Source organism: Rhodovarius crocodyli, from assembly GCF_004005855.1.
In the GTDB taxonomy this organism is placed as follows: Bacteria; Pseudomonadota; Alphaproteobacteria; order Acetobacterales; family Acetobacteraceae; genus Rhodovarius; species Rhodovarius crocodyli.
Window position 1 is genome coordinate 225,452 of the sequence record NZ_SACL01000002.1, and the last position, 22,086, is coordinate 247,537.

Genomic DNA, 22,086 nt, shown 5'->3' on the forward strand with positions numbered 1-22,086 from the left:
GCAGGCATGGCGGCGGCTGGCCGTCCATGTTGTCCAGGAACGCGCTGTCATGCCCGCCTATCGCTCACGCACCACCACCCATGGCCGCAACATGGCCGGCGCCCGCGGCCTGTGGCGCGCCACCGGCATGAAGGACGGCGATTTCGGCAAGCCGATCATCGCCGTGGTGAACAGCTTCACCCAGTTCGTGCCCGGCCATGTGCACCTGAAGGACCTCGGCCAGCTCGTCGCGCGCCAGATCGAGGCAGCCGGCGGCGTCGCCAAGGAATTCAACACCATCGCGGTCGATGACGGCATCGCCATGGGCCATGACGGCATGCTGTACAGCCTGCCGTCCCGCGAACTGATCGCCGACAGCGTGGAATACATGGTCAACGCGCATTGCGCGGATGCCATGGTCTGCATCTCCAACTGCGACAAGATCACGCCGGGCATGCTGATGGCGTCCATGCGCCTCAATATCCCCACCGTGTTTGTCTCGGGCGGCCCGATGGAGGCCGGCAAGGTCGAGCTGCGCGGCCACACCAAGAAGATCGACCTGATCGACGCCATGATCATGGCCGCCGACAGCAGCGTGACCGACGCCGAGGTCGAGGTGATCGAGCGTTCCGCCTGCCCGACCTGCGGCAGCTGCTCGGGCATGTTCACCGCCAATTCCATGAACTGCCTGACCGAGGCGCTGGGCCTTGCCCTGCCGGGCAACGGCACGATCGTGGCCACCCACGCCGCCCGCCGCGCCCTGTTCGAGGAAGCCGGCCGGCTGATCGTGGAGCTGTCGCGCCGCTATTACGAGACCGATGACGTGTCGGTGCTGCCGCGCTCCATCGCGACGGTGCCGGCCTTCCGCAATGCCATGGCGCTGGACATCGCCATGGGCGGTTCGACCAACACGGTGCTGCACCTGCTGGCCGCGGCGCAGGAAGGCAATGTGGCCTTCGACATGCTGGAAATCGACACGCTGTCCCGCAAGGTGCCGGTGCTGTGCAAGGTGGCGCCCGCCGTCGCCAACGTGCATGTCGAGGACGTGCACCGCGCGGGCGGCATCATGGGCATCCTGGGGGAGCTGGACCGCGCGGGGCTGCTCGATACCTCCGTCAGCCGCATCGACGCGCCGAGCCTGGCCGACGCGCTGGCCGGCTGGGACGTGAAGCGCACCGAGAACGAGCGCGTCCACACCCTGTTCAAGGCCGCACCGGGCGGCGTGCCGACGCAGATCGCCTTCAGCCAGTCCTCCCTGTGGGATGACCTGGACCTGGATCGCGAGAAGGGCGTGATCCGCAACAACCAGCATCCGTTCTCCAAGGATGGCGGGCTCGCGGTGCTGTACGGCAACATCGCGCTGGACGGCTGCATCGTGAAGACGGCGGGCGTGGATGAGAGCATCCTGAAGTTCACCGGCCCCGCCCGCATCTTCGAGAGCCAGGACAGCTCGGTCGAGGCGATCCTGGGCGGCAAGGTGAAGGCCGGCGACGTGGTGCTGGTGCGCTACGAAGGCCCGCGCGGCGGCCCGGGCATGCAGGAAATGCTGTACCCGACCAGCTACCTGAAGTCGAAGGGCCTGGGCAAGCAGTGCGCCCTGGTGACGGACGGCCGCTTCTCCGGCGGTTCCTCGGGCCTGTCCATCGGCCACCTGTCGCCGGAAGCGGCGGAGGGCGGCAATGTGGGCCTGATCGAGGAAGGCGACCTGATCGTCATCGACATCCCGAACCGCACCATCAACGTGGATGTCTCGGACGAGGTGCTGGCGCATCGCCGTGCTGCCATGGAGGCGCGCGGCGCCGACGCGTGGCAGCCGACCGAGAAGCGCACGCGCAACGTGTCCACCGCGCTGAAGGCCTATGGCGCGATGGCGACCAGTGCGGCCAAGGGCGCGGTGCGGGATGTGAACGCGCTGCGGCGGCGGTAAGCGCGCCCCCGGGGCGTTGCCCCGGACCCCATTGAGGGGCGCTGCCCCTCAAACTCCCCGCCAGGAGATAATATCTCCTGGACCTGAAGGGAGTTTGGCGCCCGACCTTCGCAGGTGGGCGCCAATTTTATTTATAAGATTCAAGCAGAAAGGCGTTTCAAGGCAATGGCGCCAAACTGCTCGGGGTCCAGGGCCGCTACGGTCCTGGCGGGGGTGTCCGGGGCGGAGCCCCTGACATCTTTCCGTCACTCGCCGGCGTCCTTCCTTCCGCCTAAACCCCTGCTCATGCTGCGCCGTACTGCCCTCGCCTTGCCGTTCCTCGCCACCGTTGCGCATGCGCAGGCCTGGCGCCCCGCCCGGCCGGTGCGCCTCGTCATCGCCTTTCCGCCCGGCGGCAGCACGGATGTGCTGGGGCGGCTGATCGCCGCGCCCATGACCGCTGGCCTGGGTCAGCCCGTGGTGCCGGAGAACCGCTCCGGTGCCGCCGGCAGCATCGGCAGCGCCTATGTCGCGCAGAGCGCCCCGGACGGCCTGACCCTGTTGCTCGATTCCGGCGGGCATGCGGTGAACCCCTACATCATGCGCGGCCTGCCCTTCGACTACGCGACGGCCTTCGCGCCCGTCACGCTGCTGGCCACCCTGCCGCTGGTGCTGGTGGTCGCCGCCGATTCCGGCATCGACAGCCTGGAGGCGCTGCGCGCCCGGGCGGCGAACGCCACTTATGGCAGCGTGGGGGTCGGCAGCCGTACCCATCTGGCGGGCGCGCTGCTGCTGCGCCGCTGGGCGCTCTCGGGCACTCATGTGCCCTATCGCGGTGGTGCCGATCAGATCACGGCGCAGCTGCGCGGCGAGACCACCTTCGGCTTCTCCTCCATCGCGCTGACGGCCGGGCTGATCCGTGAGGGCAAGCTGCGGGCGCTGGGTGTTTCCTCGCCCGGCGTGGCCTCGCAACTGCCGGGCGTGGCGCCGCTGGCGGAACAGGGCCTGTCCGGCTTCTCCATGATGGACTGGCTGGCCCTGCACGCGCCGGCGGGCACCCCTGCACCCGTGGTCGCGGCCCATGCCGAGGCCGCGTCCGCCGCCATGGCGGAGCCCGCCATCCAGCCGCGCCTGTCCGATATGGGCCTGCTGCCGGAGGCCCATGGCCCCACCCATCTGGCGCGCTTTCTCGCCGAGGAACGCGCGGCCATGAGCCAGCTGGTCGAGGCCGAGGGCATCCGCCTGGATTGAGGCTTGCTCAACCCCTGCCTATGATCCCCCCAGCAACGCTTTCGGGGGAACTTCCATGCGCCTGGTGACATTCGATGATGGCAAGGGCGCGCGCGTCGGCGTGCTGGATGGTGACGCGATCCGCGACATCGGCGCCCCGGACATGCTTGGCCTGATCGCCGGCGGCGCGGCCGCGCTGGAGGCCGTGCGCGGCAAGCTGGCCACCGCCCCCGTCGTGACCGGCGCCAGGCTGCTGGCCCCCATTCCCCGCACGCCCAAGAACATCTTCTGCGTCGGCAAGAACTATCACGAGCACGCCAAGGAATTCGCGGGCAGCGGCTTCGACGGCGGCGCGAAGGAGGTGGTGCCGAGCTATCCGGTCGTGTTCTCCAAGCCGCACACCGCCATCATCGCGAACGGCGAGCCCATCCTGAGCGCGATGGATCCCACCGGCGGCCTGGACTACGAGGGCGAGCTGGCGGTCGTGATCGGCCAGGGCGGGCGCGGCATCAGCAAGGCGGACGCGCTGGCGCATGTGTTCGGCTACACCATCGTGAACGACGTGACCGCGCGCCACATGCAGAAGCGCCACAGCCAGTGGATCCTGGGCAAGGGGCTGGACAGCTTCGCCCCCATGGGCCCCGCCATCATGACCGCCGACGAGGCGCCGGACCCCACGAAGCTCACGCTCACCACCTGGCTGAACGGTGAGCGCCGCCAGCATGCCCCGCTGTCGGACCTGATCTTCGACATCCCGACGCTGATCGAGGCGATCTCCGCCCACATCACGCTGGAGCCGGGCGACATGATCGCCACCGGCACGCCGGCCGGTGTCGGCATCGGCTTCAACCCGCCGAAGTTCATGCAGCCGGGTGACGTGGTGCGTATCGAGGTGCCCGGCATCGGCGTGCTGGAGAACCCGGTGGTGTAGCGACGCAGCCCGTGTCCTGCCCGCCCCTGGCGTTGGATTTCCAACGTCAGGGGCGGATCGGCAGGCCACCAGCGAGAGGAAACGACCAATGAACATCGGAACATTCGGGCGGCGCGCGGTGCTGGCTGCCTCGGCCGTTCCCGCCCTGGCGCGGGCGCAATCCGCGTGGCCGCAGGGCAGGGCGGTCAGCATGGTGGTGGCCTTCCCACCGGGTGGGCAGGCCGATGTATCGGCCCGGCCCACGGCGGCGGCCATGGAGCGCATCCTGGGCTCCGCCGTGCCGGTGGTGAACCGGGCAGGGGCGTCCGGCGCGCTGGGCAACGCCTTCGTGGCGCGGGCGCCGGCCGATGGCTCGACCCTTCTGATGGCCTTGTCCTCCGTGCTGATCCTGCCGGAATCGGAGCGCGTGAACGGCCGCCAGCCGCAATATGAGGTGGAGCAGCTGTCCCCCATCGCGCGCATCACCGCCGACCCCACCGTGCTGGTGGTGCGCGGCGACGCGCCTTGGCGCGACATCGATGCCTTCATCGCCGATGCCCGGGCACGGGCCGGGGCGATCAGCTATTCCTCCTCGGGCAACTACTCGGCGCTGCACACGCCCATGGCCATGTTCGCCAATGCCGTCGGCATCGACATGCTTCATGTGCCTTTCCAGGGCGGCGCGCCCGCGCTGACGGCGCTGCTGTCGGGCACGGTGCAGGCGCTGGCCAGCGGCACCGGCCCCATCATGCAGCACATCCGCGCCGGCCGCCTGCGCGCCCTGGCCAGCTGGGCCGGTGAGCGCCTGCCGAGCCTGCCGGACGTGCCGACCTTCAAGGAGAAGGGGCTGGAGGAGGTGCAGTACACCATCTGGGCCGGCGTCTTTGCCCCCGCCGCCACGCCCGCGCCGGTGCAGGAGGACATCCGCCGCTGCCTGGCCCAGGCCGCGCGCGACCCCGAGGCGCTGCGCGCCCTGGAGGCCGCGGGCAGCCCCATGGCCTATATGGACGGCGACGCCTTCCGCGGCTTCGTGGCCGAGGATCACGCACGGCTGGTGCGGGTGGTGCAGCGCATCGGCAAGGTGGAGTAGAAGCGGGCATGACCCGTGCCCAGCGTATCCATGCCCAGATGACCAGCCGCTTCGCGCCCGAGGCGCTGGAGGTGATCGACGACAGCGCCCTGCATGCGGGCCATGCCGGGGCGCGGCCGGGGGGCGAGACGCATTATACGCTGGTCATGGTCAGCGCCGCCTTCGCGGGGCTGAACCGGGTGGCGCGCCAGCGCCTGGTGAATGAGGCGCTGGCGGAGGAATTCAGCACCGGGCTGCATGCCATGGCGCTGAAGTTGAAGGCCCCTGGGGAGTAAAAGCAGTCTTCTTTTTCTGTAGAAAAAGAAGCAAAAAGATTTTTAAGAGTTTAACTGATAAAAGTTTTTTGGTTCTTTTTTTCAAAAAAGAACATTCTATTCTTGAAGAAAAGGATTGCTCACCCTCTCCTTGCCGAAGGTGCTTCCCGGCCCGTGCCCGCAGATGAACTGGATATCGTCGCCCAGCGGCAGCAGCTTGGTCATGATCGCGGAAATCAGCGCCTCGTGGTCGCCATAGGGAAAGTCGGTGCGCCCGATCGAGCCCTGGAACAGCACGTCGCCCACGATGGCGAAACGCATGTCCTCATTCACGAACACCACATGGCCGGGCGCGTGGCCGGGGCAGTGCAGAACGGCGAAATCGGCAGCACCGATCCGCACCGTGTCGCCTTCCTCCAGCCAACGGTCGGGCGTGACGTTGCGCGCACCGTCGAAGCCATAGGCGCTGGCCTGCTTTTCCAGATTGTCGAGCAGCATCTTGTCGGCCAGCTGCGGACCCTCGACCGGCACCTTCAGGGCGGCGCGCAGCTCGTCCGCGCCCGCCGCGTGGTCGATATGGCCGTGGGTCAGCAGGATGCGCTGCACCTTGATGCCCTGGCTCTCGATGGTCGAGAGGATCCGGGGGACATCGCCCCCCGGATCGACCACCACACCTTCCATCGTCTCGTCATCCCACAGCAGCGCGCAGTTCTGCTCGAAGGCCGTGACGGGGATGATCGCGCCCTTGAAGGCCATCAGCGCCACTTCGCCCAATAGAAGCGCGGCAGCTCGTCGCGCCAGGTCTGGAACTCCAGATTGCGCACATAGCCATAGGTGTTGACGTAGGTGTTGATGGGCACGAAGGCCGCCTGTTCCGTCACGCGGCGGATGGCCGCCGAATAGGCGCGACGGCGCGCCGCCTCGTCATTGGTGGACCCGCCTTCCTCCAGCAGCCGGATGGTCTCGGCGTCGCGGAAATAGTCGTCGCCGCCGCCGCCGAACCAGGTCGGCATGAAGGAGGACGCGTCGTTGACCGAGTAGCTGCCCCAGGAACCGAGGTAGAGCGGCGCGCGGCCTTCCTGGCTGCGCTGGATGGCCGCGGCCACCTGCAACTGGGTCAGCCGGGCGCGGATGCCCACCGCCTGCAGGTAGTTCTGCACGGCGGAGCCCCACTGCGGCAGGACATAGCTGACGATCTCGGTGTCGAAGCCGTTGGGGAAGCCCGCCTCGGCCAGCAGGGCCTTCGCCTTGTTCGGGTCGTAGTCGTACTGCACCGCGGCCTCGGCATCGCAGCCGAACTGGCTGGGATAGCAGGGGGCGGGCGGCACGCGGCTGCCGCCCTGCACCAGGCGGGTCGCGATGGCGTTGCGGTCGATGGCGTGCAGGATGGCCTTGCGCACCGGCAGCTTGGTCAGCGGGTTGCCCGCCCCGGTCCGCCCGGCGCTGTCGATCGTCATGTAGCCCACGCGCATGCTTTCCTGCCGCGCCACGCGGAAGTTCGGCAGGCGCTCCAGGTTCGGCATCTGGTCGGGGTTGATGTTCCAGATCCAGTCGGTGCGGCCCGAGAGAAGCTCGGTCAGCTCCGTCGCGGCATCGGGCACGAAGCGCACGGCCAGGCGGCGGATCGCGGGTTTCCCCTTGGGGCTGTCGGCGTAATAGCCCTCATGCCGCTCGAACTCGATCGAGGCGCCGGGATTGTTGGCCACGATCTTGTAGGGGCCGGCGGCGACCGGCGCGCGGGCATAGCCGTCGGCGCCCACGCGCTCGCGATAGGCCTTGGGCCAGATCGGATAGACGAGGGAGAAATATTCCAGCGCCGCGGGCGTCGGGCGCTTCAGGTGCACGCGCACGGAGAAATCCCCGGTCTTTTCCGCGCGGTCGATCCAGGAATAGTTACTGGGTGTCGCGGTGCGCGTCTCGGGGTTGGCCACCGTGTTGAAGGTGTAGACCACGTCGTCGGCGGTGAACGGGTCGCCGTTGTGGAAGGTCACGCCCTGGCGCAGCGTGAAGTCGATGGTGGTGGTGTCCACCCAGTTCCAGGCCGTGGCCAGCAGCGGCTTGAAGGAGAAGTCGTTGGGGTCGCGATGGACCAGGCAGTCCCAGCCCTGATGCGCCAGGATCAGCCCGGTGCGCTGGCTGTTGAAATAGGGGTCCACATTAGGCACGCCGTCGCGGAAGACGATGCGCAGCGTGTCGCGCGCCTGCTGGGCGCTGGCGATCTCGGAGCCGGCACCCAGCATGGGCAGGGCCAGGCCGCCGGCCAGCACGCCACGCCGGCGCGGGCGAATCGTCGCGGTGATGTCACGCATCGCATTGTCTCCTCTCGACATGACGAACAGGTTAGGGGCGGCTTGCGGGGGGCGGCAAGCGTGCCAGTCTGGGCCGATGTCAGGATCGCGCCCGCTGCCCGCCAAGGCATCGCTCATCATGCTGCTGCTGTGTGCCTGCTGGGGGCTGAACATGGTGGCGATGAAGCTGGGGGTGGAGGGTATTCCGCCCGCCATGCAGGGGGCCATGCGCTCCATGGGGGCCGCCGCGCTGGGTGTCGTGTGGTGCCTGCTGCGCGGCGTGCGGCTGACGCGCGGGCTGCATGACGGCACGCTGTGGCCGGGTGTGGCGGCGGGGCTGATCTTCGGGGTGGAGTTCGGCTGCTTCTATCTCGGCGTGGCGCTGACCACGGCCTCTCGCGCCGTGCTGATGGTCTATACCGCGCCCTTCTTCGTGCTGCTTCTGTCGCGCTGGTTCCTGCCCGGCGATGTGCTGGGGCCGCGCGTGCTGGTCGGCCTGGGCGTGGCTTTCCTGGGGCTGGTGCTGTCCATGGCCGACGGGCTGCTGCGGCCGGCCGGCCCGAATGCCATCTGGGGGGACCTGCTGTGCCTGGCGGGCGGTTTCGGCTGGGCCGCCACCACGGTGCTGATCAAGGCGAGCCGCCTGTCCCGCGCCTCGCCCGAGGCCACCATGCTGTACCAGCTGGTGGTCAGCGTGCCGGTGCTGCTCGCGTTTTCCTGGCTGTTGAATGAGCCGCCGATGGCACCCACGCCGCTGGTCTGGGCGGGGCTGGCGTACCAGACCATCGCGGTGGCCTTCATCAGCTACATCGCCTGGTTCTGGCTGGTGCAGCGCCATTCGGCGGCCCGGCTGTCGGCTTTCACCTTCATCACGCCCATTTTCGGCGTGCTGGCCGGCTGGCTGGCATTGGGGGACCCGCTGGGACCGCTGTTCCTGGCCGCGCTGGTGCTGGTCTGTGCCGGGATATGGATCGTGCAGCGACGCTGATCATGATTCAGTGAAATGTTTCAGATGTTTGCGCGTTTCTTGGGCGAGATGATCTGTATTTGCGCCGACTCTGCGCAGTCCTTCCGGCTGGGCGCCTTCTGATCGGTTCGGTCGCCGTTGTTGCGGGCGTTTCTGCCCCACAGACTGGCAGCACCGGGACGGACCCGAACATAAGGAAGGCGAGACCATGACGCTCCCCACCATCACACGCCGCGCGGCGCTGGCCGGCATGGCCGGCAGCATGGCGCTTCCCGCCATTCATTCCGCCTCGGCGCAGGGCGCCCCCATCAAGGTGGGCGTGCTGCACAGCCTGACCGGCACCATGGCCATCAGCGAGACCGCGCTGCGCGACACCGTGCTGATGATGGTGGAAAAGCAGAACGCCGCCGGCGGCATCATGGGCCGCCGCCTGGAAGCCGTGGTGGTGGACCCCGCCTCCAACTGGCCGCTGTTTGCCGAAAAGGCGCGCGAGCTGCTGGCCGTGCACAAGGTGGACGTGACCTTCGGCTGCTGGACCTCCGTCTCCCGCAAATCCGTGCTGCCGGTGTTCGAGGAGCTGAACGGCCTGCTGTTCTACCCCGTGCAGTATGAGGGCGAGGAAGAGAGCCGGAACATCTTCTACACCGGTGCCGCGCCGAACCAGCAGGCCATCCCGGCCGTGGAATACCTGATGGGTGCCGATGGCGGCGAGGCCAAGCGCATCGTGCTGCTCGGCACCGACTATGTGTACCCGCGCACCACCAACCGCATCCTGCGCGGCTTCCTCAACTCCAAGGGCATCACCGATGCCGACATCATGGAGGAATACACCCCCTTCGGTCACAGCGACTGGCAGGGCATCGTCACCCGCGTGAAGGCCTTCGCGGCCCAGGGCAAGAAGACCGCCATCGTCTCGACCATCAACGGCGACGCCAACGTCCCGTTCTACCGGGAGCTGGGCAACCAGGGCATCAAGGCCGAGGACATCCCCTGCGTGGCGTTTTCGGTCGGTGAGGAAGAGCTGGCCGGCATCGACACCAAGCCGCTGGTGGGCCACCTGGCCGCCTGGAACTACTTCATGAGCGTGGATGCGCCGGCCAACCGCGAATTCATCAGCGACTGGCACACCTTCATCCGCAACCCGCGCCGCGTGACCAACGACCCGATGGAGGCCACGCTGGTGGGCTTCAAGATGTGGGCGCAGGCCGTGGCCCAGGCCCGTTCCACGGGCGTGGACGCGGTGCGCACCGCCATGATCGGCCAGAAGGTCGCCGCCCCCTGCGGCTTCACGCTGGAGATGCTGCCGAACCACCACCTGACCAAGCCGGTGATGATCGGCGAGATCCAGGAGAACGGGCAGTTCAACATCGTGTGGCGCACCCCGGCCCCGGTCCCGGCCGAGAACTGGTCCCGCTACATCCCCGAGAACGCGAACCGCCGCCGTTGATCGCGCGCCTTCTCGCGGTTCTTCTGTTCTGCGCGCTGGCGGCCTCCGCCCGCGCGCAGACGAGTTTCGAGGAACTGGTACCGCGCCTGGGCGGAGGGTTCGGCCCCGCTGCCGAGGCGGCCCAGGCGCTGGGCACCCAGGGTGACCCGCGCGCCCTGCCCATCCTGCGCGCCCTGTCCGAAGGCCGCCTGCTGCGCAACGCCGAGGGCCGTGTGATCCTGGACGGGCGCGATGCCGCGACCGGAGAGGCGATCGCCGCCGAGGGCGCCACCCGCATCAACCTGAACAACCGCCTGCGCGTCGTCCTGCGCGGCGCGATCGGGCGTCTCGCCCTGTCCTCCCCCAATGCGGCCGAGCGCCGCGCCGCGGCCGATGCCGTCTTCCGCACCCGCAGCGCCGAGAACGTGCCGCTGCTGGAGGACGCGCTCTCCCGCGAGGCCATCCCCGAGATCCGCGCGCTGATGGAGCTGGCGCTGGGCGCCTCGCGCCTGCTGGTCGATGACGTGACGGTGCAGCGCGCGGGCATCATCGTGCTCAGCGGCGCGGGCACCGCCGAGGCGCGGTCCCTGCTGCTGGAGGCGCGCGCCGCCAAGCCGGAGCTGGCCGTCGACATCGATGCCGGCATCGCCACCATCGACCGCCGCCTGGCCATCCGCCGCGGCTTCGAGACGGCCTTCCAGGGCATTTCGCTGGGCTCCGTGCTGCTGCTGGCCGCACTCGGCCTGGCCATCACCTTCGGCGTGATGGGCGTGATCAACATGGCCCATGGCGAGATGGTGATGATCGGTGCCTACACCACCTTCATGGTGCAGGAAGCATTGCGCCACACCGCCTGGGCTGCCTGGTCGCTGCCGCTCTCGGTGCCGGCCGCCTTCCTGGTGACGGCGGCCGTCGGCGTGGTTCTGGAACGCTTCCTGATCCGCCACCTGTATGGCCGGCCGCTGGAGACCCTGCTGCTGACCTTCGGCATCGGCATGATGCTGCAGCAGGGCGTGCGGCTGATCTTCGGCGCCCAGAACCGGGAGGTTCTGAGCCCCGCCTGGATGCAGGGCACGCTGATGCTGCCGGGCGGGCTGCCCGTCACGCAGAACCGGCTGTGGATCATCCTGTTCGGCCTGGCGGTGCTGGCGCTGACCATGGCGGCCATCCGCTTCACGCGCTTCGGGCTGGAGATGCGGGCCGTGGTGCAGAACCGCCGCATCGCCGCCACCATGGGCATCCGCACGGGCTGGGTGGATGCCATGACCTTCGCCTTCGGTTCGGGCCTCGCGGGGCTGGCGGGCGTCGCGCTCAGCCAGATCGACAATGTCAGTCCCAACCTCGGCACCGGCTACATCATCGACAGCTTCATGGTCGTGGTGTTCGGCGGCGTGGGCAGCCTGGTGGGCACGCTGGTGGGGGCGCTCACGCTCGGCATCGTCAACAAGCTGCTTGAGCCCTATGCGGGCGCGGTGCTGGCCAAGGTGGCGGTGCTGGTGGGCATCATGCTGTTCATCCAGCGGCGGCCCAAGGGCCTGTTCGCACTGAAGGGGCGGGCCGCGGAATGAGGCGCCTGATCATCCTGGCCATCACGCTGCTGCTGGCGCTGCTGCCTGCCCTGAACCTGGCGGGGCTCGGCGTGTCGGATTTCGTGATCACCGTTGTCGGCAAATGGCTGTGCTACGCCATCCTGGCACTGTCGATCGACCTGGCCTGGGGCTATGCGGGCATCCTGTCGCTCGGCCATGGCGCGTTCTTCGCGCTCGGCGGCTATGCCATGGGCATGCATCTGATGCGGCTGATCGGGCCGCGCGGGGTGTATGGCCATCCGGTGCTGCCGGATTTCATGGTGTTCCTGGGCTATCAGGAGCTGCCCTGGTTCTGGTGGGGCTTCCAGTCATTCCCCTTCGCCATGCTGATGGCGCTGCTGATCCCGGGGGCGCTGGCCTTCCTGGTCGGTTACCTCGCCTTCCGCAGCCGCATCACCGGCGTCTACCTGTCCATCCTGACCCAGGCGCTGACCTATGCGCTGATGCTGGCCTTTTTCCGCAATGACATGGGGCTCGGCGGCAACAACGGCTTCACCGATTTCAAGGAGCTGCTGGGTATCGCGCTCAACACGCCGCTGGCCCGCGCGCTGCTGTTCTGGTCGAGCCTCGCGGCACTCGGCGGCTGCCTTTGGCTCGGCACCTCCATCGCGCGCAGCAAGCTGGGCCGGGTGCTGGTGGGTGTGCGCGACGCCGAGGCACGGCTGCGCTTCCTGGGTTACGACACGCTGCAGCACAAGCTGTTCGTCTTCGTGCTGTCGGCCATGATGGCGGGCATCGCGGGCGCGCTGTACGTGCCGCAGGTGGGCATCATCAACCCCAGCGAGTTCAGCCCCGGCAACAGCCTGGAGGCTGTGGTCTGGGTCGCCTTCGGCGGGCGCGGCACGCTGCTGGGTGCTGTGCTGGGCGCCTTCACCGTGAACGGGCTCAAGACCTGGCTGACCTCGGTGGCGCCCGACCTGTGGCTGTTCGTGCTGGGCGCGGTGTTCGTGGCGGTCACGCTGCTGCTGCCCCGAGGGCTCATCGGCCTGCTGGAGAAACGCCGATGAGCGGGCGCGCGCTGTATGTGGATGGCGTCTCGGTCGTGTTCGACGGGTTCCGGGCGCTGAACAACCTGTCCTTCATCATCGAGCCCGGTGAGCTGCGGGCGGTGATCGGCCCCAACGGTGCCGGCAAGACCACGATGATGGATGTCATCACCGGCAAGACGAAGCCTACCGCCGGCATCGTGAAGTTCGGCGACACCGACCTGACGCGGCTGGACGAGCCCCGCATCGCCATGCTGGGCATCGGCCGGAAGTTCCAGAAACCCACCGTCTTCGACGCGCTGACGGTGTTCGAGAACCTGGAGCTGGCGCTGAAGGCCGTGCGCGGCCCGATCGCCTGCTGGAAGTGGCGGCTGGCGGCCGAGCAGCGCGACCGCATCGAGGCCGTGCTGCGTGAGATCGGCCTTTCCGAGCGCGGTCAGGACCTGGCCGGGCTTCTCAGTCACGGCCAGCGGCAATGGCTGGAAATCGGCATGCTGCTGATGCAGGAGCCGGAGCTGCTGCTGGTGGACGAACCCGTGGCCGGCATGACCGATCAGGAAACCGAGCACACCGCCGCCCTGCTCGCGCGCATCGCGGGCCAACGCAGCGTGGTGGTGGTGGAACACGATCTGGAGTTCGTCCGCGCCCTGGGCTGCAAGGTGACGGTGATGTGCGAGGGCACGGTGCTGTCCGAAGGCAGCATCGACCATGTCCAGAACGACCCGCGCGTGATCGAGGTGTATCTCGGCCGATGACACTCTCCGTCGAAAACATCGACCTGTACTACGGTGCCAGCCGCTGCCTGTCGGGCGTGTCGCTGCTGGCCGAACCGGGTTCCATCACCTGCGTGCTGGGGCGCAACGGCGTGGGGAAATCCTCCCTGATGCGTTCCATCATCGGGCTGGAGCGCGTCCGCGCCGGCAAGATCATGTGGGAGGGCAGGGATGTCGCCCCCCTGGCGCCGGCCGAGCGCGCGCGCGCCGGCATCGGCTATGTGCCCCAGGGGCGGGAGATCTTCCCCTTCCTGACCGTGCGCGAGAACTTGGAGACGGCGCTGGCCGCCGCGCCGCGCGGTTCCCGCGTGCCCTCAGACGTGTTCGACCTGTTCCCCATCCTGCGGGACTTCCTGTGGCGGCGGGGCGGCGACCTGTCGGGTGGGCAGCAGCAGCAGCTGGCCATCGCCCGCGCGCTGACGGCGCGGCCGCGCCTGTTGATCCTGGATGAGCCGACCGAGGGCATCCAGCCCAACGTCATCAAGGACATCGCCAAGGTCATCCGCCACCTGGCGAAGGACCGCGGCATGGCGGTGGTGCTGGTCGAGCAATACTACGAGTTCGCCAAGAGCCTGGCCGACCGCATCGCCGTGATGGTGCGCGGCGAGGTGGCGCTGGGCGGCATCGCCAGCGAACTGGATGATGCCGCGGTGCAGAAGCTGCTCACCGTCTGACCCGCCCGCGCAGCGGGCTATCGGGTGAACAGCCCGCCGCGCGGGCCCATGCTGCCCGCGATCAGCGGCCCGGCCGCGCGGTTGGTCATGAAGATGGGGCCCGGCGGGCGCGCGGCGGTGGTGGCCACGGCCACGGCGGGCGGCGTCGGGCGGATCGCCACCACCGGGTTGGCGCGATAGGCATCCAGGCCCCGTCCGCGTCCGGGCTGGGCTGCCGGCATCACCTGCACCTGCTCCGCGCGGTTGGACAGCATGGCGGGCGCCGGGGCAGGCGGGTCGGGGCTGCGCTGCTGCTCACCGGTCCAGGCGGCCAGCACGCGGGCGCGATAGCCTTCGGCGCGTTCCGGGGTCTGGGAATGGTAATGGCCGGCCGCCGTTTCCCAACTGCCGCTGCGTTCATACAGCGTGTTCAGGAAACGCGCCGCGTAGCGGGCATTGATGGTGGGGTCGAAGGCATCCTCCAGGCTGGGAAAGGCCGAGGCGTGATGGTGCAGGTTCACTTGCATGCAACCCACGTCGATGATCCGCACCCCGCGCCCCTGCAATTCGCGCACGGCGGCAATCGCTGCCTGCTTGTCCGGGAAGAATCTGCCCTGCCCCTCGGCATTGATGACCCAGGGCCAGGGGCCGACCTCGCCGGTTTCGGGATTCCGCCGCCCGGATTCGACCCGCGCGATGGCCTGGAGGAGCCCCACCGGCAGATTCAGCTCTCGCTCGGCGGCGGAAATCGCAACCCGGCATTGCGCGGTAGGATTGGCCTGCGCAAAGGCCCCCGGCGCCAGGGCCAGAAAAAACAACAGGATGGCTGACATATTCCGCATGGAGACCGCCACGCAAGCCGCGTGCCATGGGCATCTCTCATGTTTTGGGACGGAAATTTAATGGTGCGATGCGAAAAGTCGCTTGCACACGAACGATCTCTCCCGTATATCCGTCTTCAGCAACCGAGGGTTCTCCCTCGCTTGCCTTTCTTGGACGTTTCCTCCCTAAACTTGGCGGGCCTTGTGCCCGCCATTTTTTTTGCCCGCCACCCTAGTTTTCGGGGCGCAGGCCCGTCCGGCGCACCATGCCGCCCCAGCGCGTCCATTCCTCCTGTACAAATCCCCAGAAGGCTTCCGGTGTCATCGGTTCCGGTATCGCGCCTTCATCGGTCAGCCGCGCCAGCACTTCCGGCTCCCGCAGGGCCTGGGCCGCGGCGGCCTGCAGCCGGGCCAGGATCTCGGGCGGGGTGCGGATGGGCGCCATCAGCCCATACCATTGCAGCGCCTCGAAGCCCGGGATGACCTCCGCGATGGCCGGAACATCCGGCAATTGCGCCAGCCGGTGACGGGAGGTGACGCCGATCGCGACCACCCGCCCGTCGCGCAGGGCGGGCAGGGCGGCGGGCGGGCCGGTCATGCCGGAATCGATGTTGCCCGCCACCAGGTCCAGCGCCATCGGGCCGGAGCCGCGATACGGCACATGGACCATCTTCAGCCCCGATGCGTCCAGGAAGCTCGCCATGCCGATATGCACGTTGGAACCGGCACCGGCCGAGCCATAGGTGAAGGCGTCCGGTGCCGCGCGCACGCGGTCCATGAAGGCGCGCAGGCCCCCGGCGGCCAGTTCCGGCTTTGCCAGCAGCACCATGGGCACCTTCGCCACCAGGCCGATCGGCGCGAAGTCGCGCATCGTGTCGTAGCGCAGGCGGGGATAGACATGCGGGTTCACCGCAATGGTGCCGATCATGCCGATGCCGATGCTGTAGCCGTCCGGCGCGGCCAGGGCCAATTGCTCGGTGCCCACGGCGCCTGCCGCGCCGCTGCGGTTTTCCGCCACCACCGTGCCGCCCAGTGCCGGGCCCATGGCCTGGGCCATGACCCGGCCCATCAGGTCCGTGGCGCCGCCCGGGGCGGCGGGGATCATCAGGTTGATGGGGCGGCGGGGCCAGCCGGGCTGCGCCGAGGCGGGCTGCGTCACGGCGGGGGCGGCGAGCAGCGTGCCCGCCAGGGCCCGGCGCGTATGGGTAATCGGCATGTCTCTTCCCTTTCCGGGCTATGGCCCGGTTGCGGGAAGGTTCCGGCTAAACCCCGCCGGGCCGCAAGCGGAAAGACATCAGGCGGCGTAGGCGCGCACCATCATCTCCACCGCCTCCGCCACGCAGGCCGCGATCTCCTCGTCACCCGCCGCGGGGCCGAGGCCCAGCCCCGCCCGCAGCCACAGGTCCGTGCGCAGCAGCGCGCCGAACTGGGTGGCCAGGCGCAGGGCAGGGACCTGCGGATCCAGCCTTCCGCGCCGTTGTTCCTCGGCCATCCATTCCGACAGCAGCAGCCGGGCCGTGCGGGGCCCCGCTTCCAGGAAGGCTTCGGCCAGGGCGGGGTCGCGGCTGGCCTCCGCCATCACCAGCCGGTGCATCGCGATGGTGCGCGGCTGCATCAGGAAGCGCAGCAGGGTGTCGCCCACCCGCGTCAGCCCCTCTCGAATCTCCGCGTCATGGCCCGCGCCCTTCACGATGGTGCCGGCCATGGCCTGGCAGTTCGAGGCGACCACGGCGGAAAACAGCGCGTCCTTGCCCTCGAAATGGGCGTAGAGCGTGGCCTTGGAGACCCCGGCCTGCCTGGCCACCGCGTCCATGGAAACAGCGGAGTAGCCGTCGCGCAGGAACAGGTCTCCGGCGGCGTGGAGGATGGCGCGGGGCTTGGGCGGTAAATGGGTATCCATGGCGACGCATAGCAGACCGCAAAAAAACTGAACCGTCCAGTTCAATTTCTGCCTTGCGCGTCCGAAACGCCGGATGCAACTTCCGACTGAACTGAACGGTTCAGTAAGCTATGCCCGACGCCCTTCCTCCCCCCTCCAAGACCGCCCCCGGCAAGCCCGCCCAGGCCGAGAAGAAGCGCAGCCCGCTGCGCACGGCGCTGATTGCCGTGGTGCTGCTGGGGGCCGCCGCCGGCGGCGGCTGGTGGTGGTATTCCGGCCTGGGCTGGGAGACGACGGACAACGCCTATCTGGCGGGCGACATCTCGCCCCTCTCGGCCCGCATCGAGGGCGACGTGGCCGAGATCATGGTCGCCGACAACGCCCCCGTGACCGCGGGCCAGCCGCTGATCCGGCTGGAGGACGCCGATTGGCGTGCCCGCCGCGACGCCGCCGCCGCGACGGTGGCCGACGCCGAGGCCAGCATCCAGACGCTGAACGCGCAGCTCGGCCAGTCCCGCGCGCAGCTGGTCGCCGCCGAGGCCGCGGTCGCCCAGGCCGATGCCGCCCGCGTGCTGGCGGTGCAGGAGGCCAGCCGCTTCGGCACGCTGGCCAGCTCTGGGGTCGGCTCGCGGGAACGCGCGGAGCAGACCCTGGCCGAGCGCCGCCGCGCCGAGGCCGCCCAGGCCGCCGCCGATGCCCAGCGCCTGGCCGCCGCCGCCGCCATCCCCGTGATCGAGGCACAGACGCGCTCGGCCGAGGCCAAGTTGGAGCAGGCCCGCGCCAATCTGGTGCTGGCGGAAAACAACCTCTCCTACACGGTCATCCGCGCGCCCTTCGACGGCTTCGCCGCCAATCGCGCGGCCCAGCTGGGCCAGCATGTGCGCGCCGGGCAGTCGCTGATCGCCGTGACGCCGCCGCCCGCGAGGCAGTGGCTGGTGGCCAATTTCAAGGAAACCCAGCTGGCGCGGATCCGCCCCGGCCAGCGGGCCGACATCACGCTGGATGTGGGCGACCAGCGCCTGCATGGCCGGGTGGAGAGCCTGGCGGGGGCCACCGGCGCCCTGTTCAGCCTGCTGCCGCCCGAGAACGCCACCGGCAACTTCACCCGCATCGTCCAGCGCGTGCCCGTCCGCATCGAGATCCTGGACCCGCCGGCCGGCCTGCGCCCCGGGCTTTCCGCCCGCGTCTCCGTCGAGGTCGGCAGGTGAGCACGCCCGCGGAGCCGGAGATCACGCCGAAGCGGCTGTTCGGCTTTTTCGCCATGGTGCTGGGCATGTTCATGGCGGTGCTGGACATCCAGATCGTCTCGGCCAGCATCGCGGACATCCAGGCGGGCCTTGCCGCCAGCCCTGACGAGGCCAGCTGGGTCCAGACCAGCTACCTGATCGCGGAGATCGTGATGATCCCGCTCTCGGGCTTCCTGTCCCGGCTGCTGTCCACCCGGGTGCTGTTCACCATCTCGGCCCTCGGCTTCACCGTCTTCTCCCTGACCTGCGCCCTGGCCAATTCGCTGGAGATGATGATCTTCTCCCGCGCGCTTCAGGGCTTCCTGGGCGGGGCGATGATCCCGACCGTGTTCGCCAGCAGCTTCCTGCTGTTTCCGGGCCCCGCGCGGGTGCGTGCCACGGTGCTGATCGGCCTGACGGCCACGCTCGCGCCGACGCTCGGCCCGACGCTCGGCGGCATGATCACGGAAGCCCTGTCCTGGCACTGGCTGTTCCTGCTGAACGTGCCGGTCGGCATCTTCATCGCCATCTCTGTCTGGCTCTGCATCGACATCGACGAGCCCGACCACTCCCTGTTCCGCCTTTTCGATTGGTGGGGGCTGGTGCTGATGGCGCTGTTCCTGGGCAGCCTGGAATATGTGCTTGAGGAGGGCGCGCGCTGGCAGTGGCTGCAGGATGAGACGGTGGCGAGCTTCGCCGTGATCGCGACCGTGTCGGGCATCGGCTTCTTCTGGCGCGCCTTCGCGGCCGAACAGCCGATCGTCGACCTGCGGGCCTTCGCGGACCGCAACTTCGCCATCGGCAGCCTGTTCGCCTTCATCCTGGGCATGGCGCTCTATGGCTCGGTCTACCTCGTGCCGCTGTTCCTGGGGCGGGTGCGGGGCTACGACTCCCTGCAGATCGGCCAGACCATGTTCGTCACGGGGGCTGCCATGTTCGTCTGCGCCCCCATCGTGGGCGCGCTGTCGCGCAAGCTGGACCTGCGCATCCTGGTCGCCTTCGGCCTGATGGTCACGGGCGTGGCGATGTACCTCACGGGCCAGTTCACCGCGCAATCGGCCCTGCCGGAGCTGTGGCTGCCGCTGCTGCTGCGCGGCGTGGGCATGATGTTCGTGATGGTGCCGGTAACGACGATCGCGCTCGGCACCTTGCCGCCGGTGCGCATCAAGAATGCCTCGGGCCTGTTCAACCTGATGCGCAACCTGGGCGGTGCTTTCGGCCTCGCGCTGATCAACACGCTGGTGACCGACAGGGGGGCGGCGCATCGCCTGCACCTGGCCGAGGGGCTGGGCTGGGCCCGCAATGAGGCGGTGGCGGCGCTGACCAACATGCAGAACGCCTTCGCCGACAAGATCGTGAACGGCGCGCCTTCGGATCTGGTGGCGCTGCGCCGGCTGTCGCAGCTGGTGACGCGGGAGGCCAATGTCCTGGCCTATAACGACACGCTGTTCGTGATGGCGGTGTTCTTCTTCGTGGCGGCGCCGCTGGTGTTCCTGCTGCGTGCGCCGCGCGCGATGCCGCCGGGCGAGGGCGGGGGGCATTGAAGGGCGACTTGGTAGAAGATGAGTGTTCTTTTTTGTAAAAAAGAACCAAAAAACTTTTGTTCGTAAAAACAAACAAAAGTATTTTTGCTTCTTATTCTACAGAAAAAAGTTTCTCTACTCCCACCTCATCTGCGTTTCCAGCTGCGGATTGAAGCCTTTCATGGCCTCCCGCAGCCCTTCCGGCCAGGGCGACATCAGCGGCGGCACCGACAGGCTGCTGGTGTTGCCCACCCACAGCATGGTGGCCAGCTGCTCCGACCGCGGGTTGTAGCCCAGGAACACCCGGTGGTCGGCCAGCCGGGCCCAGCCCGCGATCCAGCCGCCCTGCCAGGCCAGCCCCGGCCCCTCTCCGCGCAGCGTATCGCTGACCTGCTTCTGCCGGCCGCGCGCCACCACGCGCAGGCGCGGCCCCACGGCGGGGTGCTGGGCCAGCGCCACCACCGGGCGGCCCGGCAGCTCCGCGAACTCGGCCGGGATCGCTTCCTCCGCCGCCAGCGCCGTGCCGGGCGCCAGCAGGAACAGCCGCCTAGTCCAGACGGACATTGGCCGCCCTTACCATGTTGCCCATTTCCTCACGCCCACGCGTGACGAAGGCGGTGAAATCATCCGGCGTGGTGCCGACCGGCTCGGCGCCCAGGCCCAGCAGGCGCTCGCGCACCGCGGCCTCCTGCAGGGTGGTGGTTAGCGCGGCATAGATGGCCTGAAGCTGCGGCGCGGGGGTGCCGGCGGGGGCGAACAGGCCCACCCATTCCGACAGCTCGACACCCGGCAGCCCCGCCTCGGCGAAGGTCGGCACCTCGGGGCGCAGGGCGGAGCGCCGGGCATTGGCCACGCCCAGGAAGCGCCCGCGCCCGCTCTCGACCACCGGCCGGGCGCTGAGCACCGTGATGAACACCCCGTCCAGCGCGCCGGAGGCAAGGTCCCGCGCGGCGTCGGAGCCGCCGCGATAGGGCACATGCACCACCTCGATGCCCGCCTGCTGCATCAGCCGCAGCACGCCCATATGGCCAGCCGTCGCATTGCCCTGGGTGCCGAGGGTGATCGCGCCCGGCCGCGCCTTGGCCTGGGCGATGAACTCGGCCAGCGTGGCGGCGGGGAAGGACGGCTTCACCGCCAGGGCCTGCGGAAACTGCGCGACCAGCGAGATCGGCGCGAAGGCGGTGGCGTAGTCGAAGGGCAGGCCACGGATCAGCGACGGGTTCACGATATGCGAGGACGCGTCGAGCATCAGCGTGTGGCCGTCGGCGGGCGAGCGCGCCACCTCTCCGCCGCCGATGGAGCCGCTGGCGCCGGTGCGGTTCTCGACCACGAGCGACTGGCCCAGCAGCTCACCCATGCGGGGGGCGATGGCGCGGGCCGCGCTGTCCGCCGCGCCGCCGGCCGCGAAGGGCACGAGAAGGCGGATGGGGCGGTTGAACAGCGGCTGCGCGGTGGCCAGGCCTGGCAGGGCCAGGCCCGTGGCCAGAAGGGAGCGGCGGAAGATCGTCATCCGCCGCCAGTCGCGCCGCGCAGGCCCGAGGTCAAGTCAATGACGCTGCCCTAATCGGCGCGCATGCCGGTGCCGCCCACCACGTCGCGGAAGCGGGTGGTCTCGCTCTGCACGAAGGCGCGGAAGGTGGCGCTGTCCATCGGGCGCGGGATGCCGCCGGCGGCGGCGATCCGCTGTGCCACGGCGGGGTCGCGCACGGCGGCCAGCGTCTCGGCCTCCAGCTTCGCGATGCGGTCGGTGGGCACGCCGGTCGCGACGAACAGCCCCCACCAGCCGGAGGTCGAGAGATCGACCCCCGCTTCCTTCAGCGTGGGCACCTGGGGCAGGGCGGCCACCCGCGCGTCGCCCGTCACGGCCAGCGCCTTCATCTGCCCGCCCTGCACCAGCTGCGACGCCGCCGAGAAGGTCTGGAAGATGGTGTCCACCCGGCCGGTCATGACATCGGTGTTGACGGCGGAGGTGTCGCGATAGGGCACATGCTGCATCTCGATGCCCGCGGCCTTGCAGAACAGCGCGCCCGCCAGGTGCATGGAGGTGCCGTTGCCGATGGAGCCATAGGTCATGCCGGGGCGGGACTTCGCCAGCGCCACGAAATCGGCCACCGAATTCACCCGCATGGAGGGGCTCACCACCATCATGTTCGGCATCTCGCCGATCAGGGCGACGGGGGTCAGGTCGCGGTCCGGGTCATAGGGCAGGTTGTTGAACAGGAAGCGGTTGGCGGCCAGGCCCTGGGCGTGCAGCAGGATGGTGTGGCCATCCTTCTCGGCCTGCAGCACCTGCTGCGCGCCGATGTTGCCGCCCGCACCCGCGCGGTTTTCCACCAGCACGGGCTGGCCCAGCGTGGTGGTCATGCGTTCGGCCACCACCCGGCCCAGCAGGTCGGCAGCCCCCCCGGGGCCGAAGGCGATGACCAGGCGCAGCGGGCGCGTGGGGAAACCCGGCTGCGCGAGGGCGGGAGAAGCAAGCGGGGCAAGCGCGGCCGCGAAAAGGCCGCGGCGCGGCAGAGTGATTCCCATGAGGGGCAGGCTCCAGTCAGTGCATGAGCCGCGCGCCGCGTTTTCCCGATCCCGATC

21 protein-coding genes are annotated in these 22,086 nt (G+C 69.0%); 13 read left to right on the forward strand and 8 right to left on the reverse strand.

The window, feature by feature from the left end; all coding sequences use genetic code 11:
- Positions 1-49 precede the first annotated feature (49 nt).
- From ilvD to EOD42_RS07070, 5 genes are all read left to right on the forward strand, one after another.
- On the forward strand, positions 50-1,906 hold the full coding sequence (gene ilvD / locus EOD42_RS07050) for a dihydroxy-acid dehydratase (RefSeq protein ID WP_127786804.1): 1,857 nt from the start codon (positions 50-52) through the stop codon (positions 1,904-1,906).
- A 285-nt stretch (positions 1,907-2,191) separates the two neighbouring features.
- Positions 2,192-3,136, forward strand: coding sequence for a Bug family tripartite tricarboxylate transporter substrate binding protein (locus tag EOD42_RS07055; protein ID WP_164867817.1), 945 nt, complete (start codon positions 2,192-2,194; stop codon positions 3,134-3,136).
- 64 nt (positions 3,137-3,200) lie between these two features.
- Complete coding sequence (locus EOD42_RS07060; protein ID WP_456308031.1) at positions 3,201-4,046, forward strand: fumarylacetoacetate hydrolase family protein; 846 nt, start codon at positions 3,201-3,203, stop codon at positions 4,044-4,046.
- An 88-nt stretch (positions 4,047-4,134) separates the two neighbouring features.
- Positions 4,135-5,115: a tripartite tricarboxylate transporter substrate binding protein gene (locus EOD42_RS07065; protein ID WP_127786807.1), complete on the forward strand. Its 981-nt coding sequence runs from the start codon at positions 4,135-4,137 to the stop codon at positions 5,113-5,115.
- Positions 5,116-5,123: 8 nt separating this feature from the next.
- The gene (locus EOD42_RS07070) at positions 5,124-5,390 is read left to right on the forward strand and encodes a BolA family protein (protein WP_127786808.1); all 267 of its coding nucleotides are present in this window, start codon (positions 5,124-5,126) and stop codon (positions 5,388-5,390) included.
- Positions 5,391-5,486: 96 nt separating this feature from the next.
- Here EOD42_RS07070 and EOD42_RS07075 read toward each other — a convergent pair whose 3' ends face one another.
- Positions 5,487-6,125, reverse strand: a complete 639-nt coding sequence (locus EOD42_RS07075) for an MBL fold metallo-hydrolase (protein WP_127786809.1) — start codon at positions 6,123-6,125, stop codon at positions 5,487-5,489.
- Positions 6,125-7,678, reverse strand: coding sequence for an ABC transporter substrate-binding protein (locus EOD42_RS07080; protein WP_164867818.1), 1,554 nt, complete (start codon positions 7,676-7,678; stop codon positions 6,125-6,127). Before EOD42_RS07080 ends, EOD42_RS07075 begins: the two co-directional genes overlap by 1 nt.
- Before the next feature lie 76 nt (positions 7,679-7,754).
- Between EOD42_RS07080 and EOD42_RS07085 the strand changes: the two genes are divergently transcribed.
- The 6 genes from EOD42_RS07085 (at position 7,755) to urtE (ending at position 14,072) form a co-directional block, all read left to right on the forward strand.
- Positions 7,755-8,645 carry a DMT family transporter gene (locus EOD42_RS07085; RefSeq protein WP_127786811.1) on the forward strand — a complete coding sequence of 297 codons (891 nt, stop codon included), beginning with the start codon at positions 7,755-7,757 and terminating at the stop codon, positions 8,643-8,645.
- A gap of 187 nt (positions 8,646-8,832) precedes the next feature.
- The gene (gene urtA, locus EOD42_RS07090) at positions 8,833-10,071 is read left to right on the forward strand and encodes an urea ABC transporter substrate-binding protein (protein WP_127786812.1); all 1,239 of its coding nucleotides are present in this window, start codon (positions 8,833-8,835) and stop codon (positions 10,069-10,071) included.
- Positions 10,068-11,618, forward strand: coding sequence for an urea ABC transporter permease subunit UrtB (urtB, locus tag EOD42_RS07095; protein ID WP_206020283.1), 1,551 nt, complete (start codon positions 10,068-10,070; stop codon positions 11,616-11,618). The genes urtA and urtB overlap by 4 nt, the downstream gene beginning before the upstream one ends.
- A complete protein-coding gene (gene urtC, locus EOD42_RS07100; RefSeq protein ID WP_127786813.1) occupies positions 11,615-12,646 on the forward strand; it encodes an urea ABC transporter permease subunit UrtC in 1,032 nt (343 codons plus the stop codon). Before urtB ends, urtC begins: the two co-directional genes overlap by 4 nt.
- A complete protein-coding gene (gene urtD, locus EOD42_RS07105) occupies positions 12,643-13,380 on the forward strand; it encodes an urea ABC transporter ATP-binding protein UrtD (RefSeq protein ID WP_127786814.1) in 738 nt (245 codons plus the stop codon). Before urtC ends, urtD begins: the two co-directional genes overlap by 4 nt.
- A complete protein-coding gene (urtE, locus tag EOD42_RS07110) occupies positions 13,377-14,072 on the forward strand; it encodes an urea ABC transporter ATP-binding subunit UrtE (protein WP_127786815.1) in 696 nt (231 codons plus the stop codon). Before urtD ends, urtE begins: the two co-directional genes overlap by 4 nt.
- Before the next feature lie 17 nt (positions 14,073-14,089).
- Here urtE and EOD42_RS07115 read toward each other — a convergent pair whose 3' ends face one another.
- From EOD42_RS07115 to EOD42_RS07125, 3 genes are all read right to left on the reverse strand, one after another.
- A complete protein-coding gene (locus EOD42_RS07115; protein ID WP_127786816.1) occupies positions 14,090-14,893 on the reverse strand; it encodes a lytic transglycosylase domain-containing protein in 804 nt (267 codons plus the stop codon).
- A 211-nt stretch (positions 14,894-15,104) separates the two neighbouring features.
- Positions 15,105-16,088 (reverse strand): Bug family tripartite tricarboxylate transporter substrate binding protein, encoded by a 984-nt coding sequence (locus EOD42_RS07120; RefSeq protein ID WP_127786817.1) that lies wholly within the window; start codon positions 16,086-16,088, stop codon positions 15,105-15,107.
- A 78-nt stretch (positions 16,089-16,166) separates the two neighbouring features.
- Positions 16,167-16,772 carry a TetR/AcrR family transcriptional regulator gene (locus EOD42_RS07125; RefSeq protein WP_127786818.1) on the reverse strand — a complete coding sequence of 202 codons (606 nt, stop codon included), beginning with the start codon at positions 16,770-16,772 and terminating at the stop codon, positions 16,167-16,169.
- Positions 16,773-16,882: 110 nt separating this feature from the next.
- Between EOD42_RS07125 and EOD42_RS07130 the strand changes: the two genes are divergently transcribed.
- Both EOD42_RS07130 and EOD42_RS07135 read left to right on the forward strand, forming a co-directional pair.
- Positions 16,883-17,959, forward strand: a complete 1,077-nt coding sequence (locus EOD42_RS07130; RefSeq protein ID WP_127786819.1) for an HlyD family secretion protein — start codon at positions 16,883-16,885, stop codon at positions 17,957-17,959.
- Positions 17,956-19,521, forward strand: coding sequence for a DHA2 family efflux MFS transporter permease subunit (locus tag EOD42_RS07135; protein ID WP_240655029.1), 1,566 nt, complete (start codon positions 17,956-17,958; stop codon positions 19,519-19,521). Before EOD42_RS07130 ends, EOD42_RS07135 begins: the two co-directional genes overlap by 4 nt.
- A gap of 114 nt (positions 19,522-19,635) precedes the next feature.
- Here the strand turns inward: EOD42_RS07135 and EOD42_RS07140 are convergent, their stop codons facing one another.
- The 3 genes from EOD42_RS07140 to EOD42_RS07150 are packed head-to-tail and all read right to left on the reverse strand — an operon-like array spanning position 19,636 to position 22,029.
- The gene (locus tag EOD42_RS07140; RefSeq protein WP_127786820.1) at positions 19,636-20,064 is read right to left on the reverse strand and encodes a hypothetical protein; all 429 of its coding nucleotides are present in this window, start codon (positions 20,062-20,064) and stop codon (positions 19,636-19,638) included.
- Complete coding sequence (locus tag EOD42_RS07145) at positions 20,048-21,010, reverse strand: Bug family tripartite tricarboxylate transporter substrate binding protein (protein WP_127786821.1); 963 nt, start codon at positions 21,008-21,010, stop codon at positions 20,048-20,050. Before EOD42_RS07145 ends, EOD42_RS07140 begins: the two co-directional genes overlap by 17 nt.
- A 50-nt stretch (positions 21,011-21,060) precedes the next feature.
- Entirely contained in the window at positions 21,061-22,029 is a 969-nt protein-coding gene (locus EOD42_RS07150; RefSeq protein WP_127786822.1) for a Bug family tripartite tricarboxylate transporter substrate binding protein, read from the reverse strand.
- Positions 22,030-22,086: the final 57 nt, after the last annotated feature.

What these genes read in the sequence shown, in the direction of transcription:
- EOD42_RS07130 (WP_127786819.1), top strand. Translation starts at nt 16,883, where the DNA reads ATGCCCGACGCCCTTCCTCCCCCCTCCAAGACCGCCCCCGGCAAGCCC.
- EOD42_RS07085 (WP_127786811.1), top strand. Translation starts at nt 7,755, where the DNA reads ATGTCAGGATCGCGCCCGCTGCCCGCCAAGGCATCGCTCATCATGCTG.
- EOD42_RS07150 (WP_127786822.1), bottom strand. Translation starts at nt 22,029, where the DNA reads ATGGGAATCACTCTGCCGCGCCGCGGCCTTTTCGCGGCCGCGCTTGCC.
- EOD42_RS07075 (WP_127786809.1), bottom strand. Translation starts at nt 6,125, where the DNA reads ATGGCCTTCAAGGGCGCGATCATCCCCGTCACGGCCTTCGAGCAGAAC.
- urtA (WP_127786812.1), top strand. Translation starts at nt 8,833, where the DNA reads ATGACGCTCCCCACCATCACACGCCGCGCGGCGCTGGCCGGCATGGCC.
- urtC (WP_127786813.1), top strand. Translation starts at nt 11,615, where the DNA reads ATGAGGCGCCTGATCATCCTGGCCATCACGCTGCTGCTGGCGCTGCTG.
- urtD (WP_127786814.1), top strand. Translation starts at nt 12,643, where the DNA reads ATGAGCGGGCGCGCGCTGTATGTGGATGGCGTCTCGGTCGTGTTCGAC.
- EOD42_RS07055 (WP_164867817.1), top strand. Translation starts at nt 2,192, where the DNA reads ATGCTGCGCCGTACTGCCCTCGCCTTGCCGTTCCTCGCCACCGTTGCG.
- EOD42_RS07065 (WP_127786807.1), top strand. Translation starts at nt 4,135, where the DNA reads ATGAACATCGGAACATTCGGGCGGCGCGCGGTGCTGGCTGCCTCGGCC.
- EOD42_RS07145 (WP_127786821.1), bottom strand. Translation starts at nt 21,010, where the DNA reads ATGACGATCTTCCGCCGCTCCCTTCTGGCCACGGGCCTGGCCCTGCCA.
- EOD42_RS07080 (WP_164867818.1), bottom strand. Translation starts at nt 7,678, where the DNA reads ATGCGTGACATCACCGCGACGATTCGCCCGCGCCGGCGTGGCGTGCTG.
- EOD42_RS07140 (WP_127786820.1), bottom strand. Translation starts at nt 20,064, where the DNA reads ATGTCCGTCTGGACTAGGCGGCTGTTCCTGCTGGCGCCCGGCACGGCG.
- ilvD (WP_127786804.1), top strand. Translation starts at nt 50, where the DNA reads ATGCCCGCCTATCGCTCACGCACCACCACCCATGGCCGCAACATGGCC.
- EOD42_RS07120 (WP_127786817.1), bottom strand. Translation starts at nt 16,088, where the DNA reads ATGCCGATTACCCATACGCGCCGGGCCCTGGCGGGCACGCTGCTCGCC.
- urtE (WP_127786815.1), top strand. Translation starts at nt 13,377, where the DNA reads ATGACACTCTCCGTCGAAAACATCGACCTGTACTACGGTGCCAGCCGC.
- EOD42_RS07115 (WP_127786816.1), bottom strand. Translation starts at nt 14,893, where the DNA reads ATGCGGAATATGTCAGCCATCCTGTTGTTTTTTCTGGCCCTGGCGCCG.
- EOD42_RS07125 (WP_127786818.1), bottom strand. Translation starts at nt 16,772, where the DNA reads ATGGATACCCATTTACCGCCCAAGCCCCGCGCCATCCTCCACGCCGCC.
- EOD42_RS07070 (WP_127786808.1), top strand. Translation starts at nt 5,124, where the DNA reads ATGACCCGTGCCCAGCGTATCCATGCCCAGATGACCAGCCGCTTCGCG.